12 protein-coding genes are annotated in these 15,281 nt (G+C 68.8%); 4 read left to right on the top strand and 8 right to left on the bottom strand.

The features are described 5' to 3' along the window. The first annotated feature begins 308 nt into the window (after window positions 1-308). The gene (locus DID98_RS06815) at window positions 309-2,942 is read left to right on the top strand and encodes an MMPL family transporter (RefSeq protein WP_124520168.1); all 2,634 of its coding nucleotides are present in this window, start codon (window positions 309-311) and stop codon (window positions 2,940-2,942) included. Beyond that, entirely contained in the window at window positions 2,935-3,939 is a 1,005-nt protein-coding gene (locus tag DID98_RS06820; RefSeq protein WP_124485982.1) for a VacJ family lipoprotein, read from the top strand. Before DID98_RS06815 ends, DID98_RS06820 begins: the two co-directional genes overlap by 8 nt. 112 nt (window positions 3,940-4,051) lie before the next feature. On the opposite strand, the gene DID98_RS06825 is transcribed toward DID98_RS06820, so the two are convergent. From DID98_RS06825 to DID98_RS06845, 5 genes are all read right to left on the bottom strand, one after another. Further along, complete coding sequence (locus DID98_RS06825; protein WP_082088758.1) at window positions 4,052-4,759, bottom strand: phosphorylase; 708 nt, start codon at window positions 4,757-4,759, stop codon at window positions 4,052-4,054. Between the two features lie 3 nt (window positions 4,760-4,762). Continuing rightward, the gene (gene shc / locus DID98_RS06830) at window positions 4,763-6,736 is read right to left on the bottom strand and encodes a squalene--hopene cyclase (RefSeq protein ID WP_124485981.1); all 1,974 of its coding nucleotides are present in this window, start codon (window positions 6,734-6,736) and stop codon (window positions 4,763-4,765) included. 15 nt (window positions 6,737-6,751) lie between these two features. Beyond that, window positions 6,752-8,005: a hydroxysqualene dehydroxylase HpnE gene (hpnE, locus tag DID98_RS06835; RefSeq protein WP_044848865.1), complete on the bottom strand. Its 1,254-nt coding sequence runs from the start codon at window positions 8,003-8,005 to the stop codon at window positions 6,752-6,754. A gap of 4 nt (window positions 8,006-8,009) precedes the next feature. Beyond that, on the bottom strand, window positions 8,010-8,858 hold the full coding sequence (hpnD, locus tag DID98_RS06840; protein WP_044848864.1) for a presqualene diphosphate synthase HpnD: 849 nt from the start codon (window positions 8,856-8,858) through the stop codon (window positions 8,010-8,012). Between the two features lie 248 nt (window positions 8,859-9,106). After that, window positions 9,107-9,439 carry a hypothetical protein gene (locus tag DID98_RS06845; protein ID WP_044848863.1) on the bottom strand — a complete coding sequence of 111 codons (333 nt, stop codon included), beginning with the start codon at window positions 9,437-9,439 and terminating at the stop codon, window positions 9,107-9,109. A 216-nt stretch (window positions 9,440-9,655) separates the two neighbouring features. Between DID98_RS06845 and DID98_RS06850 the strand changes: the two genes are divergently transcribed. Further along, a complete protein-coding gene (locus DID98_RS06850; RefSeq protein ID WP_124520170.1) occupies window positions 9,656-10,540 on the top strand; it encodes an alpha/beta fold hydrolase in 885 nt (294 codons plus the stop codon). Window positions 10,541-10,624: 84 nt separating this feature from the next. On the opposite strand, the gene DID98_RS06855 is transcribed toward DID98_RS06850, so the two are convergent. From DID98_RS06855 to DID98_RS06865, 3 genes are read right to left on the bottom strand one after another with little or no spacing between them, the layout of a single operon-like run. Further along, window positions 10,625-11,581, bottom strand: a complete 957-nt coding sequence (locus DID98_RS06855) for a diguanylate cyclase (protein WP_124520172.1) — start codon at window positions 11,579-11,581, stop codon at window positions 10,625-10,627. Next, on the bottom strand, window positions 11,578-12,204 hold the full coding sequence (locus DID98_RS06860) for a chemotaxis protein CheC (protein ID WP_124520174.1): 627 nt from the start codon (window positions 12,202-12,204) through the stop codon (window positions 11,578-11,580). Before DID98_RS06860 ends, DID98_RS06855 begins: the two co-directional genes overlap by 4 nt. Beyond that, complete coding sequence (locus DID98_RS06865; RefSeq protein ID WP_040138947.1) at window positions 12,197-12,565, bottom strand: response regulator; 369 nt, start codon at window positions 12,563-12,565, stop codon at window positions 12,197-12,199. The genes DID98_RS06860 and DID98_RS06865 overlap by 8 nt, the downstream gene beginning before the upstream one ends. Before the next feature lie 467 nt (window positions 12,566-13,032). On the opposite strand from DID98_RS06865, the gene DID98_RS06875 reads away from it, so the two are divergent. After that, window positions 13,033-15,276: a hybrid sensor histidine kinase/response regulator gene (locus DID98_RS06875; protein WP_124485975.1), complete on the top strand. Its 2,244-nt coding sequence runs from the start codon at window positions 13,033-13,035 to the stop codon at window positions 15,274-15,276. The last annotated feature ends 5 nt before the right edge of the window (window positions 15,277-15,281 follow it).

Below are 15,281 nucleotides of genomic sequence, written 5' to 3' on the forward strand. Positions count from 1 at the left end.
AAAAAACGGACGGCGGATTGCATCGATCGCATCGGCCGGTGGGTCGAAGTATAGCGGCCCGGCGGCCCGCCTGCCGTGCGGTGACCGACTGTTACCTTTCAGCCCCTTTTGTCACAGGGTGCCGGCCGCTGCGCGATCGGTGCCGATTATGTCAATTTCCGCCGCCCATTCGTCCGACGATTCGCGGCGATTCCCTCCCGGCGCAGCAAATATCCTTCCCGCCCCTTTACGCTCCAACGTGGCGACCGACGTCACGTGGCGCCGGTATACTCTTTGCCTTGTCCTTGCCAGCCCCTCCCCACCGCCACATGGTGACTTCTCTCATCGTCCGACTCGTCGCATTGTCGGTACGCCGCCCCGTCTGGGTCGTCGTGCTGTCGCTCGTCATCGCCGTCTTCAGCGGCGTCTACGTCGCGCAGCACTTCAAGATCAACACGGACATCAGCAAGCTCGTCGACGCGGAACCGCAGTGGGCCGCGCTCGGCCAGGCCGTCGACAAGGCCTTCCCGCAACGCAACGGCACGATCCTCGCGGTAGTCGAGGCACCGGCCCCCGAATTCGCGACGGCCGCCGCGCACACGCTCACCGAAGCCCTGCGCAAGCAGGCCGACGCCGGCCGCATCGGCCAGGTCGCCCAACCCGGCGGCGGCCCGTTCTTCGAGCACAACGGGCTGCTGTTCCTGTCGCCGCAGGAAGTGTCGGATACGACGTCGCAGCTCGCGAGCGCGCGGCCGCTCGTCAACGAACTCGCGAAGAACCCGAGCCTGACCGGGCTCGCGACCACGCTGTCCACCACGCTCGGCCAGCCGCTCCTGACCGGCCAGGTGAAGCTGCCCGCGATGGCGAAGCTGCTCGCGCGCAGCGCCGCGACGGTCGACGACGTGCTGGCCGGCAGGCCCGCCGCGTTCTCGTGGCGCGGGCTGGTCGACAGCGATGCCGCACGCCAGCCGGCACGCGCGTTCGTCACGGTGCAGCCGGTCGTCGACTATGGCGCGCTGAAGGCCGGTGCCGAAACGACCCGGGTGATCCGCGACACGGCGAAAGCGCTCGGCATCGAGCAACGCTACGGCGCGGTCGTGCGCCTGACCGGCGAACAGCCGCTCGCCGACGACGAATTCGCGTCGGTGCAAGACGGCGCCGCGCTCAACGGCGTGCTCACGCTGCTCGCCGTGCTCGTGATCCTGTGGCTCGCGCTGCGCTCGAAGCGGATGATCGGCTCGGTGCTCGTCACGCTGTTCGTCGGCCTCGTCGTGACGGCCGCGCTCGGCCTCGCGATGGTCGGTTCGCTGAACATGATCTCGGTCGCGTTCATGGTGCTGTTCGTCGGCCTCGGCGTCGACTTCTCGATTCAGTACGGCGTGAAGTACCGCGAGGAACGCTTCCGCGATCCGCGCATCGATCACGCGCTGGTCGGCGCCGCGCACTCGATGGGCATGCCGCTCGCGCTCGCCACCGCGGCGGTTGCGGCGAGCTTCTTCTCGTTCATTCCCACGGCCTATCGCGGCGTGTCCGAGCTCGGCCTGATCGCGGGCGTCGGGATGTTCGTCGCGCTGCTGACCACGCTCACGCTGCTGCCCGCGCTGCTGCGCCTGTTCGCGCCGCCGGGCGAATCGAAGACGCCGGGCTTTCCGTGGCTCGCCCCCGTCGACGACTTCCTCGATCGCCATCGCAAGCCGATCCTGATCGGCACGCTCGCGGTCGTGATCGGCGCGCTGCCGCTGCTCGCGTTCCTGCACTTCGATTTCAACCCGCTGCACCTGAAGGATCCGAACAGCGAATCGATGGCGACGCTGCTCGCGCTGAAGGATTCGCCCGAAGCGGCCGTCAACGACGTCACGCTGCTCGCGCCGTCGCTCGCCGAGGCCGACGCGGCCGCGAAGCGCCTCGACGCGCTGCCGGAAGTCGGCCGCACGACGACGCTCACGACCTTCGTGCCGGCCGACCAGCCGGCCAAGCGCGCGGCGATCGCCGCGGCCGCGAGCGAGCTGCTGCCCGCGCTGACGCAGCCGGCCGCGCCGGCCGCGACCGATGCGCAGCGCGTCGCCGCGCTCAAGCGCGTGTCGGACCTGCTCAGCTACGCGGCGGAAGATCACCCGGGCCCCGGTGCCGCCGCCGCGCAGCATCTGTCGGCGTCGCTCGCGAAGCTGGCCGCCGCCGACAGCGCGGCGCGCGATCGCGCCGAACGCGCGTTCTCCGACACGCTGCGCATCGCGCTCAACCAGCTCGCGACGCTGCTGCAACCGCAGGACATCACGCGCGAATCGCTGCCGCCGCAGATCGTGCGCGACTGGGTCGCGCCGGACGGCCACGCGCTCGTGCAGATTTCGCCGAAGGTGCCGAAGGGCGTCGACCCGAACGACGACACGATGCTGCGCCGCTTCGCGAAGACGGTGAAGGCGGCGGAACCCGGCGCGACCGGCGGGCCGATCTCGATCCTGCATTCGGCCGACACGATCATCAACGCGTTCCTGCACGCGGCGCTGTGGTCGATCCTCTCGATCACGATCCTGCTGTGGATCACGCTGCGCCGCTTCGGCGACGTGCTGCGCACGCTGGTGCCGCTGCTCGTGTCGGGGCTCGTCACGCTCGAGATGTGCGTCGTGCTCGGCATGTCGCTGAACTTCGCGAACATCATCGCGCTGCCGCTGATGCTCGGCGTCGGCGTCGCGTTCAAGGTGTACTTCGTGATGGCGTGGCGCGCAGGCCAGACGGGCCTGCTGCATTCGAGCCTCACGCACGCGGTGCTGTTCAGCGCCGCGACGACCGCAACCGCCTTCGGCAGCCTGTGGCTGTCGCATCATCCGGGCACGTCGAGCATGGGCAAGCTGCTCGCGCTGGCGTTGACCTGCACCCTGATCGGCGCCGTGGTGTTTCAGCCCGTCCTGATGGGCAAACCGCGCGTCAAACGCGCCAAGAACCAATTGCAAGGAAACAATGAATAAGGTGCGAATCATTGCGGCGACCGTCGCTGCCAGCGCAGTGCTGAGCGGCTGCGCGACGGGCCCGAACCGCAACCCCAACGACCCGCTCGAGCCGATGAACCGGGCGATGTACAAGTTCAACGACACGGTCGACACGAACATCGCCGTGCCGATCGCGAAGGGTTACCAGAAGATCACGCCGACGCCCGTGCGTACCGCGATCAGCAATTTCTTCTCGAACCTCGGCGATCTCGGCAACATGGCGAACAACCTGTTGCAGCTGCGCATCACCGATGCAACGCAGGACCTGATGCGCGTGGCGATGAACTCGGTGTTCGGCGTCGCCGGCCTGATCGACATCGCGACGCCGGCCGGGCTGCCGAAGCATCACCAGGATTTCGGGCTGACGATGGCGCGCTGGGGCATGCCGTCCGGCCCGTACCTCGTGCTGCCCGTGTTCGGGCCGAGCACGATCCGCGACGGCGTCGGCCGCGCGGTGGACGTCCGCTTCAACCTGCTCAACTACATCGAGCCGGCCGTGCGCAATCCGATGTACATCGCGCAATTCATCAGCGCGCGTTCGGATCTGCTCGGCGCGACCGATCTGCTGAAGCAGGCGGCACTCGATCCGTACTCGTTCGTCCGCGATGCGTATCTGCAGCAGCGCAAGTCGCTGACGTATCACGGCCAGTCGGCGTCGGCCGCGCCGCCGAACTACACGGAGCCGGGTGAAGCGGGGGCGGTGCCGGCGGCCACGCCGGCCGTGCCGGGCTTGCCGAACTACGAGGATCCGGGCGAGTCGGGCGGCGCGCCGAACAACGCGCCGGCGGCGCCGGGCTTGCCGCAGTACGACGATCCGGGTGCGGACGGCGCGATGCCCGCGAGCGCGCCTGCCGCGGCCTCGGCCGCTGCGCCCGTGGCGGCGCCGAGCGGGGCGACGACGGCGCCGGCCTCCAACGGCGCGCCGATCGCGCCAGCGATGCCGACCCTGCCCGCGAGCGCACCGGCCGCGCAGTAACGCGGCACGGAACCCGCCGACAAGCCGAAGCGCGCTGCATCACGCAGCGCGCTTTTTTTGTGCGTCCGGAAAACGGGAACGGAAGGGGGAGAGGAGAAGCGGCGAACGCCGCTCAGACGATCCGCATCGCGCCCGCACGCTCGAATGCGTGCCGCGCCTGGATCAGCGTCGTGCGTGCCGCGCGCGCGTCGCCCGCGACCTGCAGCAGCGGGCCGAGCTGCGACGGCTGCTTCAGCAGTTCGCGCAGGATCGGCAGGATGGCCGTGCTGCCGTCGTCGCGCAGGCCGGCCGTCGCCGCGCGCGGCAGCGTGCGCCACGCCGGGTCGACGATCGCGCGGCACACCGCGAACGGTACGCCGCGCGACGCCGCGAAGGCCGCGGCGATATGCGATTCCATGTCGACGGCGAGCGCGCCCTTCGCGCGATGCAGCGACGTCTTTTCCTGTTCGCTGACCACCGGCGCGCCGACCGCCGCCATCGTGCCGCGCGTGACGCGTGCCCATACCGGCGTGTCGTGCAGTGCGGCGACGAGCCGCGCGCTCCAGCCCGGATCGGTCTGCACGCGGCCGAACGGCCCGTCGATCGCGTCCGCGATCACGAGCGCGCCGGGTGCGAGATCGGGCGCGAGCCCGCCTGCCGTGCCGAAGCTCACGATGCCCGCGCAACCGCGCGCGGTCGCCTCGGCCAGCGCACGCTCAAGGCGGTCGGCCCGCGCGGCAAACACGGCCTCGACGCCCTGACCGCGCGCGATGCGCGCCTCGAACGCCATCCCCGTGACGGCGATGACGGGCAACGTGCCGTTGTGCTGCGTCGGCGCCACGCGTTACATCCCGACCGTCACGCGCGTCGCGTTGGCGCGCTTCAGGTTGCGATAGCGCGCGAGCGCCCACAGCGGGAAGAACTTGCGATAGCCGTGATAGCGCAGATAGAACACGCGCGGGAAGCCGGTTGCCGTGAAGCGCGTCTCGTCCCACAGGCCTTCTTCGTTCTGCTGAGCGATCAGGTAGTCGACGCCGCGTGCAACGGCCGGGTTGTTCACCTCGCCGGCCGCCATCAGGCCGAGCAACGCCCAGGCCGTCTGCGACGCGGTGCTCGGCGCCTGCTCGAAACCGCGGTAATTCAGCTTGTAGCTGTCGCCGTCCTCGCCCCAGCCGCCGTCCTTGTTCTGGATCGACAGCAGCCACTGCGCGCCGCGCTTCATGCGCGGATCGTCCGGCGTCAGGCCGGCCGCGTTCAGCGAGCACAGGGCCGTCCACGTGCCGTACACGTAGTTCATCCCCCAGCGGCCGTACCAGCTGCCGTCCGGCTCCTGCTCCTTCAGCATGTAGTCGAGCGCGCGACGGGCCGGCTCGCTGTTCAGCGGCGTCTCGCCGAGCTGCGACAGCATCGACAGGCAGCGGCCCGACACGTCGGCGGTCGGCGGATCGAGCAGCGCACCGTGATCGGAGAACGGAATGTTGTTCAGGTAGTACTGCGTGTTTTCCGGTTCGAACGCGCCCCAGCCGCCGTCGCTGCTCTGCATGCCGACGACCCATTCGCGCGCGCGCGCCATCGAGTCGCGATACGTGTCCGTCTGCCTGAGCTTCTGCGCGCGGTCCATCGCCATCACGACCACAGCCGTGTCGTCGACGTCAGGGTAGTGCGCGTTCGCGTACTGGAACGCCCAGCCGCCGGGCCGCACGTGCGGCCGGCGCGAGATCCAGTCGCCGCGCACGTCGAGGATCTGCAGCGGGCGCAGCCAGTCGAGGCCGCGCAGCACGGCTTCCTCGGCACGCGCGTCACCGGTTTCGAGCAGCGCATGCGCGACGAGCGACGTGTCCCACACCGGCGACAGGCACGGCTGGCAATACGCTTCGTCCTCGTGCACGACGAGCAGTTTCTCGAGCGCCTTGCGCGCGATCGCGCGGTTCGGATGATCTTCCGCATAGCCGAGCACGTCGTACATCATCACCGCGTTGGCCATCGCCGGATAGATCGCGCCGAGGCCGTCCTCGCCGTTCAGGCGCTCGTCGATGAACGACACGGCCTGGCGGATCGCGCGTTCGCGCGTGTAGTTCGGGAACAGGCCGTCGACCGCGCGCAGCGCATGGTCAACCACGCGGAAGAACGCGAACCAGCCGGGGCTCTGGTGGCCCTGGCGCGGCAGCAGGCCGGCGTTGACGGGCGGGTCGATGAACAGCTCGTCGATGCGCACGCCGCGCGGGTTCTTTGCGATCGGGCGCTTCGCGTTCAGCACCAGCAGCGGCACGATCACGGTCCGCGCCCAGTACGACACCTTCGACAGGTGGAACGGGAACCACTGCGGCAGCAGCATGATCTCGACCGGCATCATCGGCACCGCGCGCCACGGAATCGCACCGTACAGCGCGAGCTGGATGCGCGTGAACACGTTCGACATCTCGGCGCCGCCCATCGCATGGATCGCACGGCGCGCACGCTGCATGTGCTCGGCGTTCTCGTCGTCGCCGATCACCTTCAGCGCGAAATACGCCTTCACGCTCGCGCTGATGTTCGGCGCGCCGTCGGTGAACAGCGGCCAGCCGCCGTCGGCCTGCTGGATGCGGCGCAGATACTTGCCGATCTTCCGTTCGAGCTCGAGATTCGGCGTCTCGCCGAGATAGTGGACGAGCAGCACGTATTCGGCGGGAATCGTCGAATCGGCCTCGAGTTCGTAGACCCAGTGTCCGTCCGCGTTCTGCGCGGCCAGCAGCGCGTCGGTCGCGCCGGCGACGGCCGCGTCGAGCCCGGCCGGCACGGTGCCGGCGGACAGGGTGGCCATTTCGGTGAGATCGTTCATCGGTCCCTCTGTTGCTTACTGTGTCTGGAGCACGTCCGCGGCCAGCTGGCCGGAACGGATCGCGCCCTCGATCGTGGCGGGCAAGCCGGTGGCAATCCAGTCGCCCGCCAGCACGAGATTGGTCCAGCGCGTACGCACGGCCGGACGTTTCATTTCCTGCGACGGCACCGCCGCAAACCCCGCGCGCGGCTCGACCACGAGCTGCCACGCCGGCATGGTTTCCGGGTTCGCGCCGGTCACGCGCGCGACGTCTTCCCAGATGCGCCGCGCGAGCGCATCGCGCGGCATGTCGAGCCAGCGGCCCGCGTCGCGGATGGTCGCCGCGAGCGGACCGCCGCCGGTGCGCACCGCGTCGACGACGCCGTTGACGACGGTCGTCTGCAGCGGGCCGTCGGCCGGTGTATCGACCGCGAAATACGCGGTCACGACCGCACTGAACGTGTCGGGCGCGGTGAGATCCGGGACGAGCGGCTGCGCGACCTCGGGCGGCACGGCCAGCACGACCGCGTCGCCCGGTGCGAGATCGACGCGCTCGCCGCCGATCGCGACCGCATCGACCGCGTTGCCGTGCGCGCCGAATTCGAACGCATCGAGCCGCGAATTCAGCCGGATCTGCGCGCCGCCGTGCTGCAGCATCCGCAGCGCCGGTTCGACGAATGCGCTGCCGAGCCCGTGGCGCGCGACGAGCGGGCGCCATCCGGGGCCGCCCGCGGCAAACGTGCCGCACAGCGCCGCGCGCGCGAGTTCGGCGCTCGCGTGGCGCGGCTCGACGTTCAGCACCCCGAGGAAATACGGCCGCAGCCAACGGTCCCACAGCACGCCGTCGCAGCGCATCGTCTGTGCGAGTGAGCGGCCGGTGCGCGCGAACGCGAGCGAGGCCAGCGCAAGATAATCGAGCGGCGTGGTGCCCGGCGCGCGCGATGCGGCGTCGAACAGCCACGACGGCCAGCGCCCGTTGCCGAAACGCAGCGTCCAGCGCTGCTGCGACGCGACGTCGACCACCGGACATTCAGGCAGCGCGGGCCCCGTGAGCCGATCGGCCGCGCCGATCGCGCGCAGGTAGCGCTGGGTCGCGGATTGCCCCGCGAATACCTGATGCAGCCCGCTGTCCAGCGTCGTGTTCAGCACGCCGTCGAACCATGAGCGGCAGCGGCCGCCCGCATGCGCATGCGCGTCGTGCAGCACGATGCGCCGCCCGCGGCGTTGCAGCTCGACGGCGGCCGACAGCCCCGCGAGTCCTGCACCGATCACGTGGACGGTTCTGGGCATCGGCTCAGAACAGCGCGTAGCGCGCGGCGATCATCAGCATGCGCGCCTTCGGCTTGCGCAGCGGCGCGCGCGGGGCGGCGAAGCCGCGCGCGATCGCGGCCTCCAGGATGCAGCGATACGCGCCCGACATGATGCGCGGCGCCTTCACCTGCGCACGCGTGCACGTATCCATCACGGCGTCCGCTTCGCGGAAGTGCTCGAGCGCGCGCTCGACGAGCGTCGCGCATACGCGCGGCAGCGCCGGATCGCGCACGATCGTCGCCGGATCGGTGATCGCGATGCCTTCGCGCGCGAGCAGCTCGCGCGGCAGGTAGCAGCGGTTGATCGCCGCGTCGTCGTCGATGTCGCGCAGGATGTTCGTCAGCTGCAACGCGCGGCCGAGGTGGTGCGACAGCTTGATGCCTGCCGCCTCCGGGATCCCGAAAATCCTCACCGACAGCCGGCCGGCCGCGCTCGCCACGCGATCGCAGAACAGGTCGAGCGTCGGTTCGTCCGGCGCACAGATGTCCTCGGCGGCGTCCATCGCCATCCCGTCGATCATCGCGTGGAAGTCCTCGCGCTTCAGGTCGAACGCGCGGATCTCGCGCTCGAGCGCGACCAGATGGCGCGGCGGCTGGCCGGCGAAGCACGCATCGATGTCCGCGCGCCAGCGATCGAGGCCCGCGTTGCGCTCGGCGCGCGGCAGGTCGCTGTCGGCGATGTCGTCCACCGCACGGCAGAATGCATAGACCTGGAACATCGCGTCGCGCTGCACGGCCGGCAGGATGCGCATCGCCAGATAGAAAGAACTGCCCGATGTGACGGCAGCGGCGTCGGTTTCTTGTTCGTCCACGACGAGATTGGAAACGGCCAAGACGAGCTCCACGGAGACACCCACGCGGGGCGATTGAAGAAGCCATGCCCGGCTGGGTTGGTCAGGGCGTCAAATGCGTGCGAGATATGCGAACGATCGACGCAGACAGGCACAAATTACCGGCCGGAAGCCGGAATTGGGCGAAAGTATAGCAATCTTTGACGTTCGATGGCGGACACCGCCGCGCCCGGGGGCCCGCGCGGGGCTTGGGAGACCGGCCGCGGCGGGGAGCGGCGCCGCGCCGCCCGTCAGCCGTAGACGATGTCGCGCTGCAGGTCGAGCGCGATGAGCCCCATTTCGCGGGTCAGCTGCAGCATCGAGCGGCGTTCGAGCCGCGAGCCCATGAAGCTCGTCACGCGCCCGTCGGGCTCCGCCGTGAACTGGAACGACGGGCCGCCGGTGCCGAACCACGCGCCCGGCACGTCGGGCGATTCCTGCCAGTCGATCTGCTCGAATACGCGCGCGATCCCCGCGCGCACCATGTCGCTCGGGCCGATCGGCGGCGCGGTCTCGCCCAGGTCGTCGAGGGAATAGGGGCCGGGTTTGTCCGGCCGCCGGTAGAAGAGGTAATCGACGTTCATGGGGCGCAATCGGGAGCAAAGCGTCAAATTAGCGCGCTTCGGCGCAAATTCAAATCAGATCAAGACGAAATGTGGCCTGTACGAGACAAAAGCGCCGCATCGCGAGAGCCGGTGCGCGCCCGCGCACGCCCGGGCCGTGCGTTCATGCCGGGGCGCGCAGCTTCGTCGACGCGGCTTCGTCTAAGATGAACATCTTTCTCAAAAAACACGGACACCATGGAGACGAACGTAACCGCCACCGCGCCATCCGACCATCCCGTTTTCGTGCTGGTGCACGGCGCGTGGCACGGTGCGTGGTGCTACGCGCACGTCGCGGCCGCGCTGGCCGCGCGCGGCTACCTGTCGATCGCGCGCGACCTGCCCGCGCACGGCATCAACGCCCACTTTCCCGCATCCTATCTCGAACGGCCGCTCGACAAGGACGCCTTCGGCGCCGAGCCGTCGCCGGTCGCGAACACCACGCTCGACGATTACGCGACGCAGGTGATGCAGGCCGTCGACGACGCGTATGCGCTCGGCCGCGGCAAGGTCGTGCTCGTCGGGCACAGCATGGGCGGCCTCGCGATCACGGCCGCGGCGGAGCGTGCGCCGGAGAAGATCGCGAAGATCGTCTATCTCGCGGCGTTCATGCCCGCGTCGGGCGTGCCGGGCCTCGACTACGTGCGCGCACCCGAGAACAAGGGCGAAATGCTGGGCCCGCTGATGCTCGCGAGCCCGCGCGTCGCGGGCGCGCTGCGGATCGATCCGCACAGCGGCGATGCCGCGTATCGCGGGCTCGTGAAGCGCGCACTGTATGACGACGTGCCGCAGGCCGACTTCGAGGCGGTGGCGAACCTGATGACCTGCGACGTGCCGGCCGCGCCGTTCGCGACCGCGATCCCGACGACCGTCGCACGCTGGGGCGCGATCGATCGTCATTACATCAAGTGCCTGGCCGATCGCGTGATCCTGCCCGCGCTGCAGCAGCGCTTCATCGACGAAGCCGACGCGTTCGTGCCCGGCAAGCCGACGCACGTGCACCAGCTCGACAGCAGCCATTCGCCGTTCGTGTCGCAGCCGGCCGTGCTGGCCGGCGTGCTGGCGGATATCGCGAAAAGCTGACGGAGGCGCGGCACGCGCGGTGTGCGGTGTGCGGTGTGCGGTGTGCGGTACGCCGCAGGTAACCGCGCTGCGGCCGCGCCGCGCTTACGCGTATGCGATCGACCGGTCGCGCCCGAGCCGCTTCGCGCGATAGAGCGCGGTATCGGCCTCGTTGACGAGCACGTCGCACGCCAGCGCGCCGGCCGTCGCGCACGCGCCGCCGACGCTCGCCGTCACCGGCACGCTGACGCCTTCCGCGTCGACTGGCGTGCTGCCGATCGCGTAGCGCACCTTGTCCGCTACCCGCATCGCTTCGTCGAGATTCGTGCACGGCAGCAGCAGCGCGAATTCCTCGCCGCCGAAACGGCCGAACGTATCCTGCGCGCGCACGATCGACGCGACGCGGCGCGCCGTCTCGCGCAATACCGCATCGCCGGCCGCATGCCCGAACCGGTCGTTGATCGTCTTGAAGTGGTCGAGGTCGAACAGCAGCACCGACAGGTCGCCGCCGTAGCGCTGCCAGCGCGCGAACTCGTCACTGAGCCGCGCCTCGAAGAAGCGCCGGTTCGCGATGCCGGTGAGGCCGTCGAGATTCGCATGCTCGCGCAGCTTCGCGACCGCCTCCTCGCGCTCGCGCTGCATCACGCTCACGTGCGTGACGTCCGAGATCGTCACGCACACGGCCTCCACTTCGCGGCCGCGCGTGAGCGGCATGAACGTGCAATCCTGCTGCATGTAGTCGACGCCGCCCGTGATCGGCCGGTCGTGCTCGAAGCGAAACAGGTAGGGCCGCTGCTCCCAAGAGCTGAACGCGAAGCTGCCGAGCTGGAACACGCTCTCGAGCTTGCGCTCGAGCCACGCGCGCGGCAGCGCCGGAAAGCAGTCGAACAGGTTGCGGCCGATCACCTCGGCGGCCGGGATGCCGCTGTGGTCCTGCATGAAGCGATTCCACATCAGCACGGTCATCGCGCGGTCGAGCACGAACAGGCCGAAGCCCACCCGTTCGATCACGAGATCGCTCAACGACGCGGCAGTGGCGGTGGCGGCGGCGGTCGCGTTCATAGCGCGGACAGCAACGCGTCGAGCGCTTCGCCCATCAGCCGGATCGAGTCCTCGGCCATCAGCATCACGAAATGTGCGCGGAACGCGTGATCCTCGAGACCGAAGTTCACTTCGAGCAGCAGCGCGACGCTCCAGGCCAGCGCGGTCGGCTGGAACACGTCGTCGAACGACACGTTCGCGCCGAGCAGCCCCGGCGGGAAAAACACGGGCTTGCGGCCGAGCTCGTCGAGGATCGACGCGACGCATGCGCTCATCAGCACGTTCGAGACATCGAACACGAGTTCGTCCTGCGTGGCCATGCCGGCATACACGCCGTCGCCGAACGTGCGCTCCATCAGCGACATGAGCCGCGCGACGCCCGCGCTGCGGCACAGCACGATCGCCTCGCCCTTGATGTCGGAACGGAATCCCTGGCGCACGGCCGTCACGTTTTCGTGGATGCCCGTCATCTCGCGCAGCGCGTCGCCCGCATCGGCGGCCTTCACGACGCGCACGCGCGGTACCGACAGCTCGATGAAGTGCCCGAGCAGCAGCGCGAGCCGTGCGGCGGCACGGCCCATCGCGAGGTTGGCGATTTCCTGCAACGCGTCGCGTTGCTCCGCCGTGAACACCGATTCAGGCATACAACCCATACTCCTTGAGAATGGGCAGCAACGCCTCCGACGTCACGGGCTTGGCAACGAATGCGATCGCGCCCAACTCGCGCACGCGTGCTTGCGCCTGCGGCTGGATATCGGCGGATACCACGATCACGAACGTGTTCAGGTCTTCGTGGCGCAGTGTCTCGAGCACCTGATAGCCGTTCATGTCGGGCATCGTCAGGTCCAGAAACATCACGGAAGCCTTGCCGTCACGATAGAGCGCCAGGGCCTCGCGACCATTCGCCGCATACGCGACGTCGACGTCCCAGTCTCCCGGCAGTGCCTTTGTCAGAAGTTTGCGAGCGAGCAAGGAGTCGTCGGCGATCACGATCGGCAAAGGCATGGCGGCGAAGCGGTATACGGAATGGTCTCTCTCGCGTTAACGACCGCGCGGCGCGCTTCTTTAGGCGCCATGCGATCAAGCGCGGCCACCGCCGTGCGGCCGCGCGCGGGCGCCGCGGCGCGAGGCACGCGACACACCGCGCCGCAAACGCCGGCGGGCGCATATATCTGTCATGGGGAAAGCAAGGCGCGATTCTCTGAGTAAACCGAAGGCGGTGCAACTCGCCATTTTCACCATTTCGAACAAAATCGCTTCATTCGCCCGGCATTCCGAAAACAGCCGCGACCATTTTCGAGATAAGCACGCAAAATTTTTCTTTGTGTACGTTTGCGCTGCCGGATTCATAGCGTTTTCAAACTTTCACCGTGCCCCTGTCGGAATCACCAGGTTGCACATCGGTGCGGCGGTACGGCGCACGTGCGCAACTCGTTTATGATGGAACACCTCCGCTTCACCCGCTTTCTTCGATGACGTCCGAACGTCCCGCCGACTCCCGCACGCACACCGCACCGCCCGCCGACGACTGGCAGGACGACGGCAACTATGCGTCCGGCGCGCCCGAGCACGATTTCGCGGTCCGGCGCGTGACGCTGATCGTGCTGCTGGTCGCGGCGATCGTGCTGCCGTGCATCTACGTGTCGGTCATGGCGTACAACGACCTGAAGGCCCGCGAAGCCGCGGCGAGCGACGTGACGATGCGCACCGTGCGCGTCGCCGAGGAACATGCGCTCAAGGTGTTCGACCTGAGCGAGACGCTCGATGCGCGCATCGTCGACCTCGTGCAGGACATGGACGACGCCACCGTGCGCCGCCACGAATCCGACATCCACGAAGCGCTGAATACGATCGGCGGCGGCTATCCGCAGGTGGCCGCGGTGTCGATCTTCGGTGCGAGCGGGATGCTGCTCGCCAACAGCCTCTACTATCCGGCGCCCTATGCGTCGATCGCGAACCGCGACGACTTCGCCGGCATCCGCGACGGCCGCGTGATCGAACACATCTCGAAGCTGATGATGGGGCCGCTCAAGCTCGAGAACATCCCCGTGTTCAACACGGGCGTCGCGCGACGCCATAGCGACGGTTCGTTCGCCGGCATGGTGTCGATCGCGCTGAAGTCGTCGTATTTCAACGCGTTCTACCGCGACCTGCTCGGCGGCGCGGCCACCCCGATGACGATGGCGCTCGCGCGTTCCGACGGCGCGGTGATCGCGTCGTATCCGCCGCCGCCGTCGCTCGCGCACACCGATCTCACGACCACCTTCGGCAACGCGCAAAGCGATCCGCGCGCGGGCGTCGTGCGGGTGCGCCACGACGGCGCCAGCAGCGAGATCGTCGCGTACCGCCAGGTCGGCAGCTACCCCGTGTACGTGACCTGCGCGTACCGCACGTCGGCGATCTGGCGTGAATGGTACGAACACCTGAGCGTGCTGTTCATCTCGATGTTCGCGCCGTCGATCGCGCTGTGGTCGGTGATCTGGCTGTCGCTGAAGCGGCTGAAGGCGGAAGAGGAGGCCTGGGACCGCTGGCAGGCCGAAGCGTCGATGCGACGCTCGATCGAATCCGCGTACCGGCAGTCGCGCAAGATGCAGGCGCTCGGCAACCTGGTCGGCAGCGTCGCGCACGACTTCAACAATCTGCTGATGATCATCTCGAGCAACGTGCAGATCGCGCGGCGACGCGGCGTCCAGCATCTCGACAAGGAACTCGGCGCGATCGAACGCGCGCTGAAGAACGGCCAGTCGCTCACGCGCCAGTTGCTCGGCGTCGCGCGCAAGCAGCCGCTGCACAGCGAGACAATCGACGTCGGTCAATGGCTCGGCACGTGCCGCGAACTGCTGAAGACGTCGCTCGGTTCGAAATCGCTGCTGGTCGTCGCGATCGAGCCCGGCGTATGGCCGATCCGGGTCGATGTCGCGGAGCTCGAGCTCGCGGTGATCAATCTCGCCGTCAACGCGCGCGATGCGATGACGGTCGGCGGCCGCTTCACCGTCGGCGCGCGCAACGTGACGCTGCGCCGCGAGGACGGCTTTCCGCTGACCGGCGACTTCGTGCAGATCTCGCTCGACGATACGGGCTCGGGCATGCCGCCCGACGTGCTCGCGCGCGCGTTCGAGCCGCTCTTCACGACGAAGGCGCAGGGGATGGGAACGGGGCTCGGGCTGCCGCAGGTGTTCGCGTTCTGCGAGCGCTCGGGCGGACTCGCGACGATCGACAGCGCGGTCGGCGCCGGGACCTCGGTGCGCCTCTACCTGCCGCGCGCACGCGTCGAGGACATCGTCGCGCGACCGCAGGCCGCCGTGCACGACGCGGGCGGGCTTGCCGGCCTGCACGTGCTGCTGGTCGAGGACAACAGCGAAGTCGCGGCCGGCACCGAGGCGCTGCTCACGCTGCTCGGGCACCGCGTCACCTATGCGCCCACCGCCGACGACGCACTGCGCCTGATCGAAGGCGCGGCCGCGAACGACGCATTCGACCTGGTGATCTCGGATATCCACATGCCGGGCCGCCTGAACGGCATCGATCTCGCCGAAGCGATCGACAAGCGGCCGGGGAAGCTGCCCGTGATCCTCGTCACGGGTTACGCGGAGGAACTCGACCGCACGCGTACCGTCGACGTGCGCGTGCTGTCGAAGCCGTTCGACATCGCGCTGCTCGACGAGATCCTGCTCGGCATCCGCGAAGCGCGCGACGCACGGCACGCCGGCGCCTGACCCGC

Source organism: Burkholderia sp. Bp8984 (genome assembly GCF_003853755.1).
Classification (GTDB): Bacteria; Pseudomonadota; Gammaproteobacteria; order Burkholderiales; family Burkholderiaceae; genus Burkholderia.